A 19,727-nucleotide genomic window follows, 5' to 3' on the forward strand; every position below is an offset into this window, starting at 1 on the left:
ATGAGCAAGCCGTCCTCCTCCACCCAAAAAGCCACCTCGCGCCGCGCCTTCCTGCAAGGCAGCGGACTTGTGCTCGGCTTCACCATGCTGGGCGCCGGCATCAGGCCCGGTTTTGCCGCGGCCGAGCCCGTTGAAGGCGACGTCACCGCCGCCTTTTCACCCGATGCATTTATCCGCATCGACAGCGACGGCAAGATCACTCTTATCCTGCCCAACATCGAGATGGGGCAAGGCACCCATACCGGCGAAGCCACGCTGATTGCCGAGGAACTGGAAGTCGGCCTCGACCAGGTGAAGGTCGTCGACGCGCCGCCCAACGAGAAGCTTTATACGACTGCGCTGCTGGGCGGCCAGGCGACCGGCGGCTCGACATCGATGCGGGCCACATGGGAATCTCTGCGCAAGGCAGGTGCTGCAGCCCGCACGATGCTGATTTCGGCAGCAGCCGCGCAATGGTCGGTCCCGGCTTCGGAATGCAGCGCCAAGCTTGGTGTGGTGACGCATCAACCGACAGGCCGGCAACTGGCCTATGGTGCACTCGCCGACGCAGCGGGCAAGCAGCCGGTGCCGAGCGACGTCAAGCTGAAGGATCCCGAGGACTTTCAGCTGATCGGCAAGTCGCTGCGCCGGGTCGACACGGCAGGCAAGGTCAATGGCGCGGTGGTCTACGGCATCGACGTGCGCGTGCCCGACATGAAGGTGGCGACGGTCGCCGCCTGCCCGGTCATCGGCGGCAAGCTCGGCGCTGTCGACGAGACGGCGGCGCGCGCCATTCCGGGCGTGCGTGACATCGTCAAGCTGGACAACGCGGTCGCCGTGATCGGCGATCATTTCTGGGCGGCCAAGAAAGGCCTCGAGGCCCTCAGCATCACCTGGGACGAAGGCGCCCACGCCAAGCTTTCAACCGCCGATATGATGAACACCTTGAAGGCAGCGTCCAAAAACAAGACGCCGATCATGGCGCGCCAGGAAGGCGATATCGCCGGCGCGCTGAAAGCCGCCGTGAAGACGGTCGAGGCGAGCTATGAGTTGCCGTTCCTGGCGCATGCGCCGATGGAGCCGATCAACTGCGTCGTGCATGTGCGCGCCGATGAATGCGAGATCTGGCTCGGCACTCAGGTGCCCACCCAGGCGCAAGGCTGGGCGGCACAGGTCACGGGCTTTCCGCTCGACAAGGTCATCGTCCACAATCATCTGATCGGCGGCGGTTTCGGCCGTCGGCTTGTCGCTGAATATGTCGGCCAGGCGGTGGCAATCGCCAAACAGGTGAGCTACCCGGTCAAGGTCATCTGGACGCGCGAAGAAGACATCCAGCACGACCTTTACCGGCCAACCTATTACGACCGTATCTCCGCCGGGCTCGGTGCCGATGGCCTGCCAACGGTGTGGATCGATCATGTCGCCGGCGGCTCAGTGCTCGGCAACTACATTCCGGGCGGCTGGCCGCAGGACAAGCTTGACGACGATGCCGTCGAGGGCGCCGCCAAACCGCCCTATGATCTGCCGGTCATCCAGGTCGACTGGGTGCGCGAGGACCCACCGATACCGATCACCTGGTGGCGCGGCGTTGGGCCGACGCACAATGTCTTCGTGGTCGAAAGTTTCATGGACGAACTCGCCCATGCCGCAGGCAAGGATCCGGTGGAGTATCGCCGGGCGCTGACCAAGAACCAGCCGCGGGCCGCGGGCGTGCTCGAGCTTGCGGCCGAGAAATCCGGCTGGGGCTCGCCGCTTCCGGCGGGCAGCGGTCGCGGCATTTCGCTCCACGATGCGTTCGGCAGCTTCATGGCCGCGGTGCTGGAGATCACGGTTTCTCCGGCCGGCGAAATCACGCTGGACCGCGCCGTGGTGGCCGTCGATTGCGGCATCGCCATCAACCCCAACACGGTCGAAGCCCAGATCGAAGGCGGATTGATCTTCGGCCTGTCGGCGGCGCTTTACAGTGGCATCACCTTCAGCAATGGCCGCGTCGACCAGAGCAATTTTCACGACTACCGCATCCTGCGCAACAACGAGGCGCCGAAGATCGAGGTCTATCACGTCAAGAGTCTGGAATCGCCTGGCGGCATCGGCGAGACGGCAACGGTTTCGGCCGGCCCTGCCCTTGCCAACGCGATCTTCGCCGCAACGGGAAAACGCCTGCGCAGCCTGCCCATTGACCGCAACCAGCTGAAGAGCGACGGCGCCGACAAGACCAAGGTGTCGATGGTCCCGCCGCTGGCAGTACCCGTGCTGGCGGTGCTGGCAAACAGCGAGGAGCGCGCCGAGAGCGGCGGCGAAACCGAATTCGAAGTGCAGTGAGGGCCGAGCCATGAAAAGACTGGGCCGCATCCTCCTCGCTGTCGTTGTCGTCATCGCCGTCGGCGTTGCGATCTTCCTGTTCAAGCCGGCGCCGCTGCCGGACGTCTCCGTGGCGGCGGCAAAGCTGCCGACCGGCCAGGCGCTGATCGATCGCGGCGAATATCTGACACGCGCCGCCGATTGCGTCGCCTGCCACACGACATCAGGCGGCTCGCCCTATGCGGGCGGGCTGGCCTTCAAGCTGCCCTTCGGCACCGTCTATTCCCCCAACATCACCGCCGACAAGGAAACCGGCATCGGCGACTGGAGCGACGCCGAGTTCGTACGCGCGTTGCATCAAGGCATCGACAGAGAAGGCCGCAATCTCTATCCGGCCTTTTCCTATGCCGCCTATGCGCAGATGACCACGGAAGATGCGCTGGCGATCAAGGCCTATCTGTTCAGCCTGCCGCCGGTGCACGCCGAGGCGCCGAAGAACGATCTCGCCTTCCCGTTCAACCAGCGCTATGTCCTGCGGTTCTGGAACCTGTTGTTCGTTCCCGACGGGCCGCTGCCGCAAGACGAAAAGCAGACCGCGGAATGGAACCGCGGCGCCTATCTCACCGAAGCCATGGCGCATTGCGGCGAATGCCACACGCCGCGCAACCTGTTCTACGCGCTCGACAACGGCAAGAAATTCGCCGGCGCCGAACTGCAGGGCTGGAAGGCCTACAATATCAGCTCGGACAAGACGACCGGCATCGGCGGCTGGAGCGACGAGCAACTGGTCGACTATCTCTCCAAGGGCCATGCGGAAGGCCGCGGCTCGGCCACCGGCAGCATGGGCGAAGCCGTCGACTTCAGCCTGCGCCACCTGACGCCGGAAGACATCAAGGCGATCGTCGCCTACGTAAAAACCGTGCCGCCGCAAGTGAGCAGCGACAAGGCGATCGTCGAGGCGGAGCCAGCTACGCTTAAGGCTTCCACCGCCTATGCGCCAGCAGCAGACGCGGCAGCGCAAGGCGGGCTCGGCCTCAAGCTGTTCCAGGGCGCCTGCGCCAGCTGTCACGGCTGGAACGGCGAAGGGCTGCAGACGCCTTACGCGGCGCTGCGCGGCAGCCGGACGGTCAATGACGCCGATGGCACCAACCTCATTCAGGTCATGCTGAAGGGCGCCCATACGACGACGCCGCTGGGCAAACAATCAATGCCGGCTTTCGCCAATGCCTATTCGGATGTCGAGCTCGCCGCACTTGGCAATTATGTGCTGGCGCATTTCGGCGGCAAGCAATCCGCCATCACGCCAGCGGACGTTGCGAAGGCGCGTGCGCAATGAAGTGCTCAGCGGTGACGCTCCAGCTCACCGCCGGCCACGCAAAATGTGCTTCTGGATCTTGCCGGAGGCGGTGCGCGGCAACACCTCCGTGAGCAGGAACTCCTTCGGCACTTTATAGCGGGCGATGCGGCCGACACAGTGGGCTGTGAGCGCTGCCGGGTCGAGAACACAACCGGCCTTCAGCACGACGAAGGCGCGGCCGACCTCACCCCAGCGCGCGTCGGCGATACCGATGACGGCCGCTTCGGCAATGTCGGGATGATCGAGCAGCGCCATTTCGACTTCGGCGGGATAGACGTTTTCGCCACCGGAAATGAACATGTCCTTGCGACGGTCGATGAGGCTGACGAAGCCGTCTTCGTCCCGGCGCGCAATGTCGCCGGTGCGGAACCAGCCATCCGGTGTGAAGGCCTGCGCCGTCTCGTCCGGCCGGTTCCAGTAGCCCGGCGTCATGTTGGGGCCGCTGAGCCAGATTTCGCCCGCCTCGCCGGCTGCGACGTCCTGGCCATCGTCGTCGACGATGCGCAGGCAAACCGAAGGTCCCGGCACGCCGGCGGAACCTGCCTTGCGGGCGATCTGGCCGGCCTCGAGCGGCATGCCGAGCACCGTGCCGGCCTCGGTCATGCCGAAGCCGTCGACCATGCACACGCCCTGCTCCAGCCACCAGCGGATGTCGGCAGCGGGATTGGGGGCGCCACCAGTGAAGATGGCGGTCAGCGCGGTCCAGTTTGCCGGCGCGAACGCTGCGTCTTCGCGCAGCATTTTTGCCATTTGCGGGACGCAGAAATAGTGGGTGATGCCGAGCTCGGGATCGGCCAGCCGGCGGTTGGTGAGGCCGGCCTCGAAGCCAGGCGAGATCAGCACGGTGCCGCCCTGTAGCAAGGGCGGACGCAGGTTGGTGATGAGCCCGATGACATGGAACATCGGCGCGTCGCAAAGGAAGACGCTCGAATTGCCGACGCGTCCCAGGACGCCGAAATTGACCGCGGTGGCGAAGGCATTGGCCTCGGTGATGATGACCCCCTTGGGACGACCCGACGTGCCCGAGGTGTAGAGGATGATCGACGGCTGGTCGGCCGCAGGCAAGGGCCGGCGCGGCGCCGGCGCCTGCGCTTCCACCACTGCGGCAAAGTCAGCAACCTCGACCGTCATGCAGCCCTTGGGCGGCGCCGTATTAAACGCGGCATCGTGCAGCAGCAGTGCGGGATCGCAATCGGCGAGGATTGCTTGTTGCTCGGCCTCGGCGAGGCGCCAGTTCACCGGCACGAAGACGGCGCCGAGCCGCATGGCGGCCTGCTGCAGGATCAGCAGCTCGGCGCTGTTGCGGGCGACGGTGGCGATGCGCTGCCCCGGCGCGATGCCGTAGCCGCTGTCAAGCACGGCGACAGCGCGCTGGATGGCTTCATCGAGCCTGCTGTATGTCCAGCGCCGCCCGGAAGCGAGGTCGACGCAAGCGAGGCGCTCGGGCTGCGTCGCGGCATGCAAGGCCACGGGATCGGGCGTCGTCCAGGCCGACATCTCGCATCTCCTCCCCGACCCAAATGTCTTACCTTGCCTTGTCGTAGGCGCCGAGGCCGGGCTTGTAGCTCTTTTCGTCGATGAACTGGCGGATGCCTTCCTTGCGGCCGTCATTGTCGTAGGAGTTCGCCGCCTCCTGCGCCCGCACCAGATAGTCCTCGGCATTGTCGTAGGTCATCTCGGCGACGCGGCGGATGGCATCCTTGGTCGCCTTCAGCGCCACCGGATTTTTCTTCAGCAGGATGTTCGCCACCTCGGTGACGCGCGCCTTCAGCTCCGCCAGCGGCAGGCTCTCATTGACCAGCTTCCAGGCCGCCGCTTTTCTGCCATCGATCAACTCGCCGGTCAGCGCATGGTACATCGCGTCGCGCATCGACAGGAGGTCGACCACCACCTTGGTGGCGCCGCCACCGGGCAATATGCCCCAGTTGATCTCGGAGAGCGCGAATTGCGCCTCGTCGGCGGCGAAGGCGAGGTCGCAGGCAAACAGCGGGCCATAGCCACCGCCAAAACACCAGCCATTGACCATGGCGATGGTCGGCTTGCGATACCAGCGCAGCCGCCGCCACCAGCCATAGGCCTCGCCTTGCGCCTTGCGGACAGCGCCCAGTCCCTTCGCCTCGGTCTCGCGAAAATACTCCTTGAGGTCCATGCCGGCCGACCAGGCTTTGCCCTCGCCCGACAGCACCAGCACGCCGACATCGTCGCGGTATTCCAGCCCATCCAGCACTTCCATCATGCGCCTGTTGAGCGCCGGGTTCATGCAGTTGCGTTTTTCGGGCCGGTTGAAGCGCACCCAGGCGATGCCGTCCTCGATGTCGAAGGCAACGGTCTCGTCGGTCATGGCAATTCTCCTCCCGCTTGCAGTCTTGCGTGACGAGCCAGGAGATCGTCTCCTCCCGGCCCGTCTTGCATTAATAGCTATGTGACATAGCTTTTGCGATTGCTATGTCGCATAGTATTTTCTCCTTGACAAGAGCCTTGATCGCGGTGATCGCTTGCAGCATGAACGAGACGGCAGATCGCACCGCATCCGGCAAGAGGGTCACGCCCGAAGACAGGCTCGACGCGCAGATCGGCTACAATCTGAGGCGCGCTTCGGCCCTGGCGCTGAATGATTTCGCGGTCGAGTTGGACGATAGCGCGCTGCGCCCGGTCACTTACGGCATGCTGGCGCTGATCGACGAAAGGCCTGGCATTCGTGCCGCCGAGCTTTGCCGCCTGCTCGGCATGAAGAGCGCCAACATGGCGCCGCTGCTTGCCGAACTCGAGGAGCGCGGCCTGGTCGAACGCGACGACCATGCGCAGGACAAGCGCGTGCAGGTGCTCGCATTGACCAAGGCAGCCAAAGCGGCCATGCCAGCATGGCGCAGGCAGGTGCGCCGGCACGAGGACCGGTTCCTGCAGCGGCTGACGAAAAAAGAGCGCGCAACGCTGCTGCGCCTGTTGCGGCTGATCTGGACTGAGGAAGACTGAGGGTAACCGTTTCAGGTAGATATCTCAGCGATTGCTCAAAAAATCCTATCGACTACAGTCAAACCGCGTTGCACGCGAGAATTGCGGGCAGCTGCATTTGACAGGGGGGCGAATTGATTGCATCGGTCCTGAAGCAGGGTCGGCCTTTCTGGCCACAACTGGCCGGTATTGTCGTAGTGCTGGCACTGACGGGGTGTGGACCGGCTGACGAGAATTTCGCCGATTGCGTTAACCAGGTCGCCGGCGCCGCCCGGCAAATGGAGGCCTGCTCGCAAATCATCAAGGACACGGCCGGCGACACCGACAAGCGCGGCACTGCCTACCTCAGGCGTGGCATGGGCTGGAACGCAAAGGGCAACGACGACAGCGCAATGGCCGATTTCAATCAGGCAATCGGCCTCGATCCGAAGAGTGCCGACGCCTTCAACGCTCGCGGTTACATCTGGTTCAGAAAAGGCGACAACGACCGTGCCCTTGCCGACTACGACAAGGCCCTGGATCTCGACCCGAAACGCACCGAAACCTACAACAACCGGGGTGCAGCGTTTGCGGCCAAGGGCGACGTTGATCGCGCGATGGCCGACTTCGATCGGGCCATTGGCCTGGATCCAAAGTTCGCGAGTGCTTACTTCAACCGAGCCATGGCGTGGTTTGCCAAGGGCGACAATGATCGCGCCATGGCTGACAGCGACCAGGCAATAAGCCTCCATCCAACCGCCGGTGCCTACACCAATCGGGGTCTGTTTTGGGCTACCAAGGGCGATCTTGACCGCGCCATGGCCGACTACAACCAAGCTATGGACCTCGATCCGAAGTACGCGGGCGCTTACTACAATCGAGCACTGGCGTGGTCGCAAAAGGGCGACCGTGACCGTGCAGAGGCCGACTACACCAAGGCAATAGAAGTTGATCCGAAATACATGCGCGCCTACGTCAATCGGGGCGTGATTTTGGTCGACAAGGGCGAATACGACCGCGCCATCGCCGACTATGATCAGGCCATTGCCCTCGATCCGAAATTGAGCGTTACCTTCTACAACAGAGGCCGGGCCTGGTTTGCAAAGCGCGACTACGACCGAACGATCGCCGACTATAGCCAGGCAATTACACTCGATCCGAAAAACAGCGCTGCTTATGGCAACCGTGGCTTGGCCTGGCACAGGAAGGGTGATGACGACAGCGCTATCGCCGACTACGACAAGGCGATCAGCCTCGATCCGAAGGATGCCAAATTCTACATCGGTCGAGGCGATATCTGGCAGGAAAAGGGCGACTACGACCGTGCCCTGGACGACTATAACCACGTCATCGATCTGGACCCGGCGGCCAATGATTATGGCAGCCGGGGCATGGTGTTGTCGCTAAAGGGGGACTATGCCCGCGCCATCGCCGACTTTGACAAGGCGATCAGTATCGACCCGAAACATACCTATGCCTTTCTGGGACGGGGCATCGTCTACCTGTATTCCGGCGCGCCTGCCAAGGCGCAGGCCGATTTCGAGCAAGGGGCGGCGCTGGCGCCCGACAATGCCTATTTTGCGATCTGGCTGGAGATCGTGCACCGGCGCGGTGGGGCGGCCAGCCATTTGCAGGATGCCATCAGCAAGCTCGACATGACGAAGTGGCCGGCGCCAGTTGTTCGCATGCTGCTCGGAGAGAAGACACCCGCCGAGACCCTTGCCGCAGCCGACGATCCGGACGCTGCGACAAAAACCGGACAAGTGTGCGAGGCCAATTTCTATAGCGCAGAACTCAACGACCTGCAGGGCCACAGCGATGAAGCCTTGCGGCTCTACCGCCTCGCCGCCAGCGATTGCCCGAAGGATTTCTACGAAGTAATTGCCGCCAACGCCGCGTTGCGCGCACCGTGAGAGAAGCGGGAATGGGCCAGAAGGGCAGGTTGGGTTGTTTGGTTCAGGAATGGCGCAGCCTCCTGCGACCGGCGCTGGCCGGCCTTGCCGTGCTGCTTGTCGGGGGCTTCCAGGCATCGGCCGCCGTCCAGGAATATTCCGACCACCCGGCCTGCACCAGCGAGACTGTCGATGCGGCGCGCCGCATCGTTGCCTGCACGCAGATCATCGAGGATCAATTCGAGCCGCCGGGCAACCGGGCGGCCGCTTATGTCATCCGCGGCTATGCCTTCGCGACGCAAGGCGAGAACGATCGCGCGATCGCCGACTACAGCGAGGCGATCAAGATCGACCTGAAGAACATCGACGCATACTACGACCGCGGCCTTGCCTGGGCCGCAAAGGGGGAAAGCGATCGCGCCATTTGGGACTTCGGCACGGTGATCGATCTTGCACCGGAGGACGCCGGTGCCTTCTACAACAGGGCCTTGGCCTGGCTGGCGAAGGGCGACTTCAACCGGTCAATTGCGGACTTCGACAAAGCAATCGAGCTTGGCGCGAACGACGCCGATGTCTACGCGAAGCGCGCCCACGCCTGGATCAAAAAAGGCGACTACGTCCACGCCATCACCGACTACGATCAGGCGCTCGGCATCAATCCGAAAAACCCTATTCTTTACGTCCTGCGCGGTTTGGCCCATTACGACCTTCACGACTATGACAAAGCCATTGCCGATTACGGTTTGGCGATCGGCATCGACGCCCAGAATTCGCTGGCCTACAAGGCCCGCGGCATGGCTTCGGCCGACAAAGGCGACTACGTCCACGCCATCACCGACTACGATCAGGCGCTTCTTCTCAACCCCAAGGACGCCGCCACCTACTACAACAGAGGTTTAGCCCGGAGAAAGAAGGGCGACTACGATCGCGCCATCCCAGACTACGACCAAGCGATCAGCCTCAATCCGAGGGATGCCCAGGCTTACAGCAGCCGCGGCGTGGCCTGGCTGCACAAGAAAGACCTTGATCGTGCCATTGCCGACTATAGCCAGGCTATCAGCCTCGACCCGCGCAATGCCCAGAGCTTGAAGCTTCGCGGCTCTGCCTGGACCGGCAAGGGCGACTTCGATCGCGCTATCGCCGACTTCGGAACAGCAATCAGCCTCGACGCCGCGGATGCCGATGCGTTTAACCATCGTGGTATCGCATGGAAAGAAAAGGGCGATCTCGACAGGGCCATCGCCGACTACACACAGGCGATCCATCTCGATTCGAATGACAGCTATGCCTACAACAATCGCGGTATCGCCTGGTTCGACAAAGGCGATAAGGACCGCGCGATCGCCGACTACAGCCGTGCAATAGCGCTCGATCCCAAAGACACAGCCCCTCGCTCTGGTCGCGGTGACGCCTGGGTGGCAAAGGGTGACAACGATCGCGCCATCGCAGATTACAATCAGGCCATCGCGATCGCTCCGGCCAATGCGAGATACTACCGACGCCGTGCCTCGGTCTGGAACCGGATGGGTGAGGACGACAGGGCGATCGCCGATTACGACCAGGCCTTGGGCCTCGACCCGAAAAGCGCCGCTGGCTATAGCGGCCGTGCTTTCGTCTGGTTCGGCAAAGGCGACTATTCCCGCGCAAGCGCTGACTACGATCAAGCAATCAGCGTCGATCCGGAACTGTCCTATGCCTATCTGGGCCGAGGCATTCTCAGCTTCCATGGCGGTGAACCCGCCAAAGCGATGGCGGATTTCAGGCGGGCCGCCGCGCTCAAGCCGGACAATGCCTATTTTGCGATCTGGCTCGATCTGGCCGAGCGGCTCAATGGTCTCCCAGGTCATCTTCGCGAAGCAGCCGCCAAACTCGACATGACGAAATGGCCGGCGCCGGCAGTACGGATGTTGCTTGGCGAAATAGGCCTTGCCGAGGCGCTGGCGGCGGCGAGTGATCCCGACCCGATCAAACAAAGCGGCAACCGCTGCGACGTGACACTGTTCGGCGCCGAACTTGCCCGGCTGCAGCGGCAGAACGCCGAGGCGCTGCGTCTTTATCGGATCGCGGCTGGCGGCTGCCCCAGGAATTACTTCGAGATCCTCGCTGCCAAGGCCGCGCTGCACGAGCTGTCGCAATGAACGTGGAAACGATGGTGTCCCGATTGGCGCAATGGCCCGGCTCCTGCCGTTCGGCTCTCACCGCTTGCGTCCTCCTGCTTGCCTCGATACTGCCCGCACAGGCCGCCAGCAGCGACTGCGTCAGCGACTACGAGATCGAGCCAGAGGTGCGGATCGCCGCCTGCACGCGCATGATCGAAGACCCGACGGAGCCGCCGGCAAACCGGGCGACCGCCTATTACAAGCGTGGCAATGCGCGGGCGCTGCGCCAGGATTACGATCGCGCCATCGCCGACTACAGTGCGTATATCGATATCGATCCGACGGTCGCCAGCGGCTATTCCAGACGCGGCCTCAGTTGGGTCTTGAAGGGCGACTACGAGAAGGGCATCGCCGACCTCAACAAGGCGATCGATCTCGATCCGCAAAATGACGAATACTACCACAACCGTGGCCTCGCCCATTCCTATAAGGATGAGAATGACCTTGCCCTTGCCGACTACGACAAGGCGGTCGATCTCAACCCAACAGATGCCAGGATCTACACACGTCGCGGGACCACCTGGTACAAGAAGGGCGACTTCGACCGCGCCATCGAAGACTACAACCGGACAATCAGCCTCGATCCGAACTACATCGACGCCTACAGTTTACGAGGACTTGCGTGGATAGCCAAGGAGGAGTTCGACAAGGCCATTGCCGACTACGGCAAGGCGATCGACCTCGATCCGAAGAATGGCAATCACTACTACGACCGTGGCGTCGCCCATTCCTACAAAGGCGAAAGCGACCTTGCCCTTGCCGACTATGACAAGGCGATCGACCTCAATCCCAATGACCGCAGGGCTTTTCACAACCGTGGCCTGACCTTGGCTGAAAAAGGCGATAACGAGCGCGCCATTGCCGATTTCGACCAGGCGCTCAGGCTCGACCCGAACGACGCCGCTTCGCTCAACGACCGGGCCGATGCCTGGAGCAGCAAGGGTGACAGCGTGCGGGCGCTGGCCGACTATGAGAGCGTGATCCGTCTCGATCCAAAGAATGCACATGCCCACTACCGGCGCGGCAATGCCCGCTCGGAAAAGGGCGATTATGACGGCGCCATTGCGGACTTCAGCGAGGTCATCGCGGTCGATCCCAGGGATGCCACCGTCCGCTACAACAGAGGCCTCGCCTGGTCAGGCAAGGGCGACCGTGACCGCGCGCTGGCGGATTTCGACACCGCCATCGGCCTCGATCCAAAATTCGCCTTGGCATACTATGGGCGAGCTTACGCCCGGTCCGATGGCGGCGACAATGACGGCGCCATTGCCGACTATGATCAGGCCATCGCGATCAACCCGGACTACGTCGACGCCTACAACAACAGAGGCCTGTTGTGGATGGCAAAGGGCGATAATGATCGCGCCCTTGCAGATTTCGAACAGACGATCCGACTCAATCCAAAACTCGCCATGCCGTTCTCCAATCGAGGATTGGCCTGGGCACGCAAAGGCGACCCCGATCGGGCCATCGCCGACTACAACCATTCAATCACCCTCGATCCGAATTTGATCAATGCCTACGTCAACAGAGGCATCGCCTGGACTGACAAGGGGGACTATGAGCGTGCCTTCGCCGACTTCGCCCAAGCGGCCAAGCTCGATCCGAACGAAGCCTTGGTCTATGACAGCCGTGGGGTAACCTGGTACAGGAAGTCGGAATACGACCACGCCATCGACGATTTCAACCGGGCAATCAGTCTCGACCCCAAGAACGCAGCATTCCATAGCGACAGGGCCAGAGTCTGGCTGGCCAAGGGGGATAACGGCAAGGCGATCACCGACTATGATCAGGCGATCAGCCTCGAGCCGACGTTCGCCGCTCACTATCAAGACCGCGGCTTTGTCCATTTCTATTCCGGCGCGGCGGCTGACGCGCAAAGTGACTTTCGCCGAGCGGCCGCCCTCGCGCCTGACGATGCCTATTCCGCCATCTGGCTCGACCTTGCCACGCGCGACGTCGATGCTGGCATTAATCTGCGCGAAGCGACCGGCAAGCTCGACATGACAAAATGGCCGGCGCCGGTGGTGCGCATGCTGCTTGGCGAACAGACACCGGCGGAGGCGCTGGCCGCCGCCGACAATCCCGATCCGGTCACGAAAGCCGGCCAGGTCTGCGAGGCCAATTTTTACACCGCAGAGCTCGACCGCCTGCAGGGACACGCCGAAGACGCGCTGCGGCTTTACCGGTTAGCGGCTAGCGACTGCCCAAAGGATTTCGTCGAATACCGTACCGCCTTGATGGCCCTGAAGGCGCTGGGCGCCGTGCCGTGATGGCGAGACGCGTGGCGCATTGAAAGCAGGCGCGCGTGCCAGGCAAGCAATCTACGGCGCCCCCCTCTGGCCTGCCGGCCATCTCCCCCACTTGGGGGGAGATCGGACTTCACTTCTATCTTCGCCAACCTCCAACGTTGCAGGGAAGGCGCCGCGCTGACACAGCCAATCTCCCCCCTTGAGGGGGAGATGTCCGGCAGGACAGAGGGGGTGTGACGGATCACGGCGTTGCCTGGATTGCAGCCGGAACTGTCCTGCTGTCAGGAGCCTTCCTCGCGCCCGTTCCCTCTCTGCCCTGCCCTTTGCTAGGCTCGCTTCATCCGCAACAGGATCGCGAGAACCATGATCGTCCAGGCCTGCATCAACGGCGCCCGTCCCGCCGATTTCCACCCTGCCCTCCCGCTCGACGCCGAAGCGATGGCGCGCGACGGGGCGGCTTCGATTGCCGCGGGTGCGGCCGAGCTGCATGTCCATGCGCGCGGAGCGGATCGACGCGAGAGCCTTTCGCCTGCGGCTATGGACCCGACGATCGCGGCGCTGCGCCGCGCCTGCCCCGGCACGCTGATCGGCGTCTCCACCGGCGCCTGGATCGAGAACGACGATACCAGCACGCTGGTCGCCATCGCCGGCTGGCGCGAATTGCCGGACTATGCCTCGGTCAATCTCAGCGAGACGGCGGCGCCCATCGTCATGGAAAGCCTGCSCCAGCGCGGCATCGGCATCGAAGCGGGCCTGGCGTCGATCGCCGACGCCGAGCGTCTCGTCAGCCTCGACCATGGCGGACGCGTGCTGCGCATCCTGATCGAGATTTCGGAGCAGACGCTGGACGAGGCCTTTGCCATTTCGAACGGCATCAAAAAGGTACTGGAACGCGCCGGTATCAGCCGCGCCATCCTGCTGCATGGGTCCGACGCCACGATCTGGCCTTTCGTGCGCCGCGCCGCGCAGCGCAACTGGTCGACGCGCGTCGGGCTGGAAGACGGCAAGGACCTTCCGGATGGCACGGTGGCCTCCGGCAATGCGGCACTGGTGGCGGCCGCGGTGGCGATCTTCCGGGCCAGCCGATCGGCGTAGCGGCTGACGAATGCGTCGATAGCGTCTGAGCTCGCCCTCACGGGGGAGATCTGCATCTTCCCGAAGCTGGCACAATAGCGAGTTGCAACTCCCCTCTTGCTGTTATTAGAAATTTCTCATAGGTTGTTTTCATATCTGGAAGAAATTTCCTCCAATTTTTCTCCTTTATGAAAGCCTGGCCTTTGCGTGAACATCTCGATCAAACCGATCGACGGCTGGTCAAGCTGTTGTCGCAGGATGCCCAGCCGGGCATCAACAAGCTCGCCGAGACGATGGCGATCTCGGTGCCGACGGTGCGCTCAAGGCTGCGCAATCTGCTCGACCGCAATTTGTTGAAAATCGTCGGGCTGCTCAATCTGACCGAGCGCCCGGAGCTGATCTCGGCCATTGTCGGCATCAACGCGCAAGGGCGCGGCCGCGCCCGCGAGCTGGCGCAGCGAATCTCGGAACTGCCTTTCGTCAACTCGGCCTCGGTGGTCACCGGGCGCTTCGACATCATTGTCGACGTGACCGTCGCCGGCGACGTCGCCGACCTCTATCGCATCACCAGCGAACTGATCCCGGGCGCCGGCATTCCCGGCGAAGTCGTGCGCAGCGAGACCTTCGTCGTCATGGCCTCGTGCAACAAATGGGTCAGCCTTCCGGAGGGATGCTGGTCGGAAGACTCACCGGCGCGCAAGGAGCCGGCATGAAGATCGCTGTTCTCGGTGGGCTCGGCCTGCAGGGTCGGGCGGCCATCGCCGATCTCGTCGCCAGCGCCGGCGTCAAGGAAATCGTCTGCGTCGACACAGCCGCTGACGGCCCTGCCCGGCTTGCCGGCCTGACCGATCTTTCTCGCGTGCGTTTCGTGGCGCCCGAAGGCGCCATCGGCCCGGCACTGACCACGGTGCTGGCCGATGTCGACGCCGTCATCGATCTCTTGCCGCAACCGCTGATGCGCGAAGCGGTGCAGGCGGCGATCGCAACGCGCACGCCGCTGGTCACCACCAATTACGGCAAGGCCCTCGCCGATCTGGCCCCCGCAGCCGAACAGGCCGGCGTTTCGATCATGACCGAATGCGGGCTCGACCCCGGCATCGACCTAGTGCTTTACGCGCGCGCCGCAAGACAGTTCTCTACGATCTCCTCGATCGATTCCTATTGCGGCGGCATCCCCGAGCCGAAGGCGATGGCCAAGCCGCTCTGCTACAAGGTGAGCTGGAATTTCGACATGGTTCTGGTCAGCCAGAACCGCGACAGCGTGATGATCGAGGACGGCGAACGCGTCGAGGTGTCGGCGAGCCGACAGCACGACAACCGCTTCATCCACGAAATCCAGGTTGCCGGCCTCGGCCGGCTGGAAGCTTTCCCCAATGGCGACGCACTGCACTATGTCGAGATGCTTCCTGCGGCCAAAGGGCTGCGGCGCTCGGGCCGCTATACGCTGCGCTGGCCGGGCTGGTCGGCGTTCTGGGCGCCGCTGAAGGAACTCGGCTTCCTCTCCGAAGACAAGGTGCCGGGTACCGGCGCCAGCCCGCGCGAATTTCTCGGCCGGCTGCTTGGCCCGCAGCTGCAGTACGGCGCCGACGAGAAGGACCTGTGCGTGATGCGCAATGTCTTTTCCGGTCTCGAAGGCGGCCGCCGCAAGACGGTGACATCGGACCTCATCATCGAGCGCGATCTCGGCTCTGGCCTGTTCGGTATGAGCCTCGGCGTCAGCTACCCCGCCAGCATCGTGGCGCAGATGTTGGCGCGGCGCGAGATCACCCAACCGGGCCTTTTGAACCCGCTGCAGCATGTGCCCGACACCAGCTTCTTCGATGAGCTGGCCAGGCGCGGCATCAGGGTCACTGAGACGGTGGCCTGGGACTGAGAAGGAGATTTTCGAACGGTGGCGCCGCCGGCAACGGTGCTGCCGCTCAAAAAGAGCCCACGGAAATTCGCGGGCAAAACAACAACCACAACGGGAGGAATGCCACATGAAAATTGCAAAGCTTTTTATCGCCGGACTTGCGCTTGCGGGCCTTGCCACAGCGGCCAGTGCCGGAACGCTCGACGAGATCACCAAGCGCGGCGAATTGCGCGTCGCGGTGCAGACGCAGGGACCGCCCTTCTCGCTGGTCGGCGCCAATGGCGAACGCACCGGCAGCTCGGTCGAACTCGCCGAGCTGATGGCCAAGGAGATGGGCGTCAAGGTCACCTTCCTCGACTATGATTGGGATGGGCTGATCCCGGCGCTGCTGTCGGGCAAGGCCGACCTGCTGGTCGCCGACATGACGCCGACGCTGGCGCGCGGCATGAAGGTCGCCTTCACCACGCCCTACATGTACACGGGCAGCACCGTCTTCACCAAGGCCGACAGCAAGTTCAAGACCACTGAGGACTGCAAGGCCAAGGGCACCAAGATCGCCGTGTTGCTCGGCGCCACCGGCGAAAAGGAAGCCAAGACCGCTTTCCCGGATGCCGACATCAAGAGCTACAAGGGCGGCGGTCCGCTGCTGCTCGACGCGGTCAACAACGGCCAGGCCGATTGCGGCGTCAATGACGTCTCCGCGGTCAAAGGTCAGTCGACCGCTTATCCCGCGGGCACCTTCACCATCATGCCGGATCTCCTGTCGAAGGAGCCGCTTGCCTTCGCCACCCGCTATGACGAGGCGGATCTGTTGATCTGGATGAACCTGTTCCTCAACCAGGTCAGCATCGACGGCCGCCTGCAGAAGAACCTCGACTACTGGGTCAATTCCGACGCCTGGAAGAAGGATCACTGAGGAATTAGCGAATAGGGAGTAGCGAATAGCGAGTAGGGAATGGCCGTTCCGGCCCATGCGCTGCGGCTCCCCTACTTCCCTATTCGCTACTCGCTATTCGCAATTCGCCTTCCCACTTCACCACGGCGTGCGCCCATGCTCGAAAACTTCAGCTTCCGCACCATCATCGAATATCTGCCGCTGTTCGGGCAGGGTCTGATCACGACTGTGTGGCTGTCGGCGCTGTCCTTTGCCGGCGCGCTCGCCGCCGGCATTGTGCTCGCCGCCATGAACCTGCAGCGCGGCAAGCTGTTTCGCATTGCGGCCAAGGCCTATATCGACGCCGTGCGCGCCACGCCCTTGCTGGCGCAGCTCTACTTCCTCTATTTCGGCCTGCCGCGTCTCGGTCTCGTCCTGCCCGAACTGATCGTCGGCATCGTCGCTTTGTCGCTGAACAGCGGCGCCTACGTCGCCGAGATTATCCGCGCCGGCATCCTGTCGATCCCTCGCGGCCAGGTCGAAGCCGGTGTCGCCTCGGGCATGACCTATGTCCAGCGCATGCGCCTCGTCATCCTGCCGCAGGCGTTCAAGGTGACGATCCCGCCCCTGCTCGGCCAGGCGATCGTGCTGGTCAAGGATTCGGCGCTGCTGTCGCTGATCTCGGTGTCCGAACTGACGCGCGCCGGCCAGTTGCTGGCGTCCGACCGTTTCATGCCGGCGGAAGGTTTTCTCACCATCGCCGCATTCTACCTCCTGCTCTACTACGGCCTCAAAGGATTGGCGGGGCTGTCCAGTCGCTGGCTCGGCTTGCAGCCGGCAAGGAGCAGCACATGATCTGGCAGCAGCTGCAAAGCCTCGCCGGCAGCTATCCCCTCGCCTTGCGCGGCCTTGGCATGACCGTGATGCTGTCGCTGATCAGCCTGGTGCTGGGCACAGCGCTCGGCTTCGGCCTCGGCATCTTGCGCACCGGCGGCAACCGGCTGATCTCAAGCGTCATCGGTGCCTGGGTCGACCTGATCCGCGGCACGCCGTTCCTGGTGCAGATCTTTCTGATCTTCTTCATCCTGCCGGAATTCGGCATCGAGCTCGACGCCTTCACCGCCGGCATCATCGCGCTCACCAATCTGGCCGCGTGCTTCATCTGCGAGATCGTCGCCGCCGGCATCCGCTCGGTGCCGACCGGCCAGGTCGAGGCGGCACTGGCGTCCGGACTGTCGCGCTGGCAGCGCATGCGCCAGGTGGTGCTGCCGCAAGCCATGCGCATCGTGCTGCCGCCGCTGGTCGGGCAATATGTGCTGCTGATCAAGGATTCTTCGGTCGTCTCCGCCATTGGGCTGACCGACCTCACCCGCGTCGGCTGGCTGGTGGTGCAGCGTGTGCCCAACGGTCTCTTGGTCTTCTTCCTCGTCGGCGTCGGCTATTTCATCGTCTGCTATCCCTTGATCATGCTCGCCCGCCGGCTGGAGCGGCGCATGGGTCAAGCGCATGGCGAGGTGCAGCTGTGACATCGAACCCCAAAGGGCCGACCGCCATGAGCAACCCAACCAAAACCGGCATGATCGACTTTCGCGGCGTCAATAAATGGTTCGGCGCGCTCAACGTGCTGAAGGACATCACGCTCAGCGTCGAGCCGCGCGAAGTGGTCGTCGTCTGCGGCCCGAGCGGGTCGGGCAAGAGCACGTTGATCCGCTGCATCAACGGCCTTGAGGCGATCAAGGACGGCGACCTCATCGTCGACGGCCAGCGCCTCGGCGATCCCGCCACCAACATGACGCAGCTGCGCACCGAGATCGGCTTCGTCTTCCAGTCGTTCAACCTCTATCCGCACAAGACGGCGCTGGAAAACGTCACGTTGGCGCCGATCCATGTGCGCAAGATCCCGCGCGCCGAGGCCGAGCAGGCCGGGCGCGACTTGCTGGCCAAGGTCGGCCTCGCCGACAAGGTCAATGCCTATCCCTCGCAGCTGTCCGGCGGCCAGCAGCAGCGCGTGGCGATCGCGCGCTGCCTCGGCATGCGGCCCAAGATCATGCTGTTTGACGAGCCAACCTCGGCGCTCGACCCCGAGATGATTTCCGAAGTGCTCGACGTCATGGTCGCGGTCGCCGAGGAAGGCATGACCATGATGGTGGTGACGCACGAGATGGGCTTTGCCCGCAAGGTCGCCCAGCGCGTCGTGTTCATGGACGCCGGCGCCATCGTCGAAAGCGGCACGCCGGCGGAGTTTTTCTCAACGCCGAAGACCGATCGGAGTCGTGCCTTTCTGAGCAAGATTTTGAGGCACTAGAGCAGAGACAAAAACTCTTCCATGCGCGCGCATAGCGGGTCGACCGCCAAGAACGCTTGGAAATGATTGCATCCGACGAGTTCAAAATAGTCAGCGCCGGCAAGGGTTGCAAAATCACGAACCTTCGGACGCAACGGATCTGCCTCGCCGCTGATCGCAAGGATGGGTTGATCAAAGCCGACAAAAGGCGCCGACCGATCGGGCCGGTCCCGTGCAACGCATGCCCGCAAGGCCTCAAGATCGTTGCCTCCGAGTTGCGTGACATTCCCGTCCGTCAACGGCCAGTTCTCGGCGCGCAGATACGAGATCCAGGGTTCTATGCTGACGCTCACGGCCGCCCTGAGCAGACGCAAATCCTGAGAGAAAGGATGCGCGCCGTTGACGACAAGCGAGCGCACCCGGTTCGGGTAGCGGGCGGCAAACGCCAGGGCAATGGTGCCGCCCAGGGAATGCCCATGGATGTCCGCGTCCACCGCGCCGATGTCATCCAGAACCGCCGCGATATCAGCAGCGTAGCGTCCGAGATCATACGCTTCGGGCGCATGCGGCTTGTCGCTTCTGCCGTGGCCGCGAGCGTCGATCAGGATCAGTTGTCGCCCAGAGGCCGCCAACCGCTCGACATAGCCTACGTCACGCCAGATCGTGCGATCCGCCGTAAAGCCGTGCAGCAGCACGAGCGGTCTTCCGGTCCCGAGCACCTCGTAGGCAATGCGGGTTCCGTCTTCCGAGACAGCAAACATGATCATTCCTT

16 protein-coding genes are annotated in these 19,727 nt (G+C 63.2%); 13 read left to right on the forward strand and 3 right to left on the reverse strand.

Annotation, left to right across the window (positions count from 1 at the left end; genetic code table 11):
• Positions 1–2,301, forward strand: a complete 2,301-nt coding sequence (locus tag AC1DYJ_RS29895) for a xanthine dehydrogenase family protein molybdopterin-binding subunit (RefSeq protein WP_477283185.1) — start codon at positions 1–3, stop codon at positions 2,299–2,301.
• 10 nt (positions 2,302–2,311) lie between these two features.
• Positions 2,312–3,616, forward strand: coding sequence for a c-type cytochrome (locus AC1DYJ_RS29900; RefSeq protein ID WP_477283187.1), 1,305 nt, complete (start codon positions 2,312–2,314; stop codon positions 3,614–3,616).
• Between the two features lie 24 nt (positions 3,617–3,640).
• Here AC1DYJ_RS29900 and AC1DYJ_RS29905 read toward each other — a convergent pair whose 3' ends face one another.
• Together AC1DYJ_RS29905 and AC1DYJ_RS29910 are read right to left on the reverse strand one after the other, a co-directional pair.
• Positions 3,641–5,134, reverse strand: a complete 1,494-nt coding sequence (locus AC1DYJ_RS29905; RefSeq protein WP_477283189.1) for an AMP-binding protein — start codon at positions 5,132–5,134, stop codon at positions 3,641–3,643.
• A gap of 28 nt (positions 5,135–5,162) precedes the next feature.
• Positions 5,163–5,978, reverse strand: coding sequence for a p-hydroxycinnamoyl CoA hydratase/lyase (locus AC1DYJ_RS29910; protein WP_477283191.1), 816 nt, complete (start codon positions 5,976–5,978; stop codon positions 5,163–5,165).
• 161 nt (positions 5,979–6,139) lie between these two features.
• On the opposite strand from AC1DYJ_RS29910, the gene AC1DYJ_RS29915 reads away from it, so the two are divergent.
• The 11 genes from AC1DYJ_RS29915 (at position 6,140) to AC1DYJ_RS29965 (ending at position 18,976) form a co-directional block, all read left to right on the forward strand.
• On the forward strand, positions 6,140–6,610 hold the full coding sequence (locus AC1DYJ_RS29915; protein WP_477283193.1) for a MarR family winged helix-turn-helix transcriptional regulator: 471 nt from the start codon (positions 6,140–6,142) through the stop codon (positions 6,608–6,610).
• Positions 6,611–6,723: 113 nt separating this feature from the next.
• Positions 6,724–8,481 (forward strand): tetratricopeptide repeat protein, encoded by a 1,758-nt coding sequence (locus tag AC1DYJ_RS29920; protein WP_477283195.1) that lies wholly within the window; start codon positions 6,724–6,726, stop codon positions 8,479–8,481.
• 11 nt (positions 8,482–8,492) lie between these two features.
• Positions 8,493–10,598 (forward strand): tetratricopeptide repeat protein, encoded by a 2,106-nt coding sequence (locus AC1DYJ_RS29925; RefSeq protein WP_477283197.1) that lies wholly within the window; start codon positions 8,493–8,495, stop codon positions 10,596–10,598.
• The gene (locus AC1DYJ_RS29930; protein WP_477283199.1) at positions 10,595–12,892 is read left to right on the forward strand and encodes a tetratricopeptide repeat protein; all 2,298 of its coding nucleotides are present in this window, start codon (positions 10,595–10,597) and stop codon (positions 12,890–12,892) included. Before AC1DYJ_RS29925 ends, AC1DYJ_RS29930 begins: the two co-directional genes overlap by 4 nt.
• Positions 12,893–13,234: 342 nt before the next feature.
• Positions 13,235–13,966: a 3-keto-5-aminohexanoate cleavage protein gene (locus AC1DYJ_RS29935; protein ID WP_477426343.1), complete on the forward strand. Its 732-nt coding sequence runs from the start codon at positions 13,235–13,237 to the stop codon at positions 13,964–13,966.
• A 182-nt stretch (positions 13,967–14,148) separates the two neighbouring features.
• Positions 14,149–14,658 carry an Lrp/AsnC family transcriptional regulator gene (locus tag AC1DYJ_RS29940; RefSeq protein ID WP_477426345.1) on the forward strand — a complete coding sequence of 170 codons (510 nt, stop codon included), beginning with the start codon at positions 14,149–14,151 and terminating at the stop codon, positions 14,656–14,658.
• Positions 14,655–15,818 (forward strand): saccharopine dehydrogenase family protein, encoded by a 1,164-nt coding sequence (locus AC1DYJ_RS29945; RefSeq protein WP_477283346.1) that lies wholly within the window; start codon positions 14,655–14,657, stop codon positions 15,816–15,818. Before AC1DYJ_RS29940 ends, AC1DYJ_RS29945 begins: the two co-directional genes overlap by 4 nt.
• Before the next feature lie 106 nt (positions 15,819–15,924).
• On the forward strand, positions 15,925–16,713 hold the full coding sequence (locus AC1DYJ_RS29950) for an ABC transporter substrate-binding protein (RefSeq protein ID WP_477283205.1): 789 nt from the start codon (positions 15,925–15,927) through the stop codon (positions 16,711–16,713).
• 135 nt (positions 16,714–16,848) lie between these two features.
• On the forward strand, positions 16,849–17,526 hold the full coding sequence (locus tag AC1DYJ_RS29955) for an amino acid ABC transporter permease (RefSeq protein WP_477283207.1): 678 nt from the start codon (positions 16,849–16,851) through the stop codon (positions 17,524–17,526).
• Positions 17,523–18,197: an amino acid ABC transporter permease gene (locus tag AC1DYJ_RS29960; protein ID WP_477283209.1), complete on the forward strand. Its 675-nt coding sequence runs from the start codon at positions 17,523–17,525 to the stop codon at positions 18,195–18,197. The genes AC1DYJ_RS29955 and AC1DYJ_RS29960 overlap by 4 nt, the downstream gene beginning before the upstream one ends.
• Before the next feature lie 50 nt (positions 18,198–18,247).
• Complete coding sequence (locus tag AC1DYJ_RS29965; RefSeq protein ID WP_477283348.1) at positions 18,248–18,976, forward strand: amino acid ABC transporter ATP-binding protein; 729 nt, start codon at positions 18,248–18,250, stop codon at positions 18,974–18,976.
• Here the strand turns inward: AC1DYJ_RS29965 and AC1DYJ_RS29970 are convergent.
• Positions 18,973–19,716, reverse strand: coding sequence for an alpha/beta fold hydrolase (locus AC1DYJ_RS29970; RefSeq protein ID WP_477283211.1), 744 nt, complete (start codon positions 19,714–19,716; stop codon positions 18,973–18,975). The two genes, AC1DYJ_RS29965 and AC1DYJ_RS29970, sit on opposite strands and share 4 nt — an antisense overlap.
• Between the last annotated feature and the right edge of the window lie 11 nt (positions 19,717–19,727).

The organism is Mesorhizobium sp. P2_B11 (assembly GCF_056404855.1).

Coding starts and splice junctions, on each gene's coding strand:
- AC1DYJ_RS29895 (WP_477283185.1), top strand. CDS start 1: ATGAGCAAGCCGTCCTCCTCCACCCAAAAAGCCACCTCGCGCCGCGCC.
- AC1DYJ_RS29900 (WP_477283187.1), top strand. CDS start 2,312: ATGAAAAGACTGGGCCGCATCCTCCTCGCTGTCGTTGTCGTCATCGCC.
- AC1DYJ_RS29905 (WP_477283189.1), bottom strand. CDS start 5,134: ATGTCGGCCTGGACGACGCCCGATCCCGTGGCCTTGCATGCCGCGACG.
- AC1DYJ_RS29910 (WP_477283191.1), bottom strand. CDS start 5,978: ATGACCGACGAGACCGTTGCCTTCGACATCGAGGACGGCATCGCCTGG.
- AC1DYJ_RS29915 (WP_477283193.1), top strand. CDS start 6,140: ATGAACGAGACGGCAGATCGCACCGCATCCGGCAAGAGGGTCACGCCC.
- AC1DYJ_RS29925 (WP_477283197.1), top strand. CDS start 8,493: ATGGGCCAGAAGGGCAGGTTGGGTTGTTTGGTTCAGGAATGGCGCAGC.
- AC1DYJ_RS29930 (WP_477283199.1), top strand. CDS start 10,595: ATGAACGTGGAAACGATGGTGTCCCGATTGGCGCAATGGCCCGGCTCC.
- AC1DYJ_RS29945 (WP_477283346.1), top strand. CDS start 14,655: ATGAAGATCGCTGTTCTCGGTGGGCTCGGCCTGCAGGGTCGGGCGGCC.
- AC1DYJ_RS29950 (WP_477283205.1), top strand. CDS start 15,925: ATGAAAATTGCAAAGCTTTTTATCGCCGGACTTGCGCTTGCGGGCCTT.
- AC1DYJ_RS29955 (WP_477283207.1), top strand. CDS start 16,849: ATGCTCGAAAACTTCAGCTTCCGCACCATCATCGAATATCTGCCGCTG.
- AC1DYJ_RS29960 (WP_477283209.1), top strand. CDS start 17,523: ATGATCTGGCAGCAGCTGCAAAGCCTCGCCGGCAGCTATCCCCTCGCC.
- AC1DYJ_RS29965 (WP_477283348.1), top strand. CDS start 18,248: ATGATCGACTTTCGCGGCGTCAATAAATGGTTCGGCGCGCTCAACGTG.
- AC1DYJ_RS29970 (WP_477283211.1), bottom strand. CDS start 19,716: ATGTTTGCTGTCTCGGAAGACGGAACCCGCATTGCCTACGAGGTGCTC.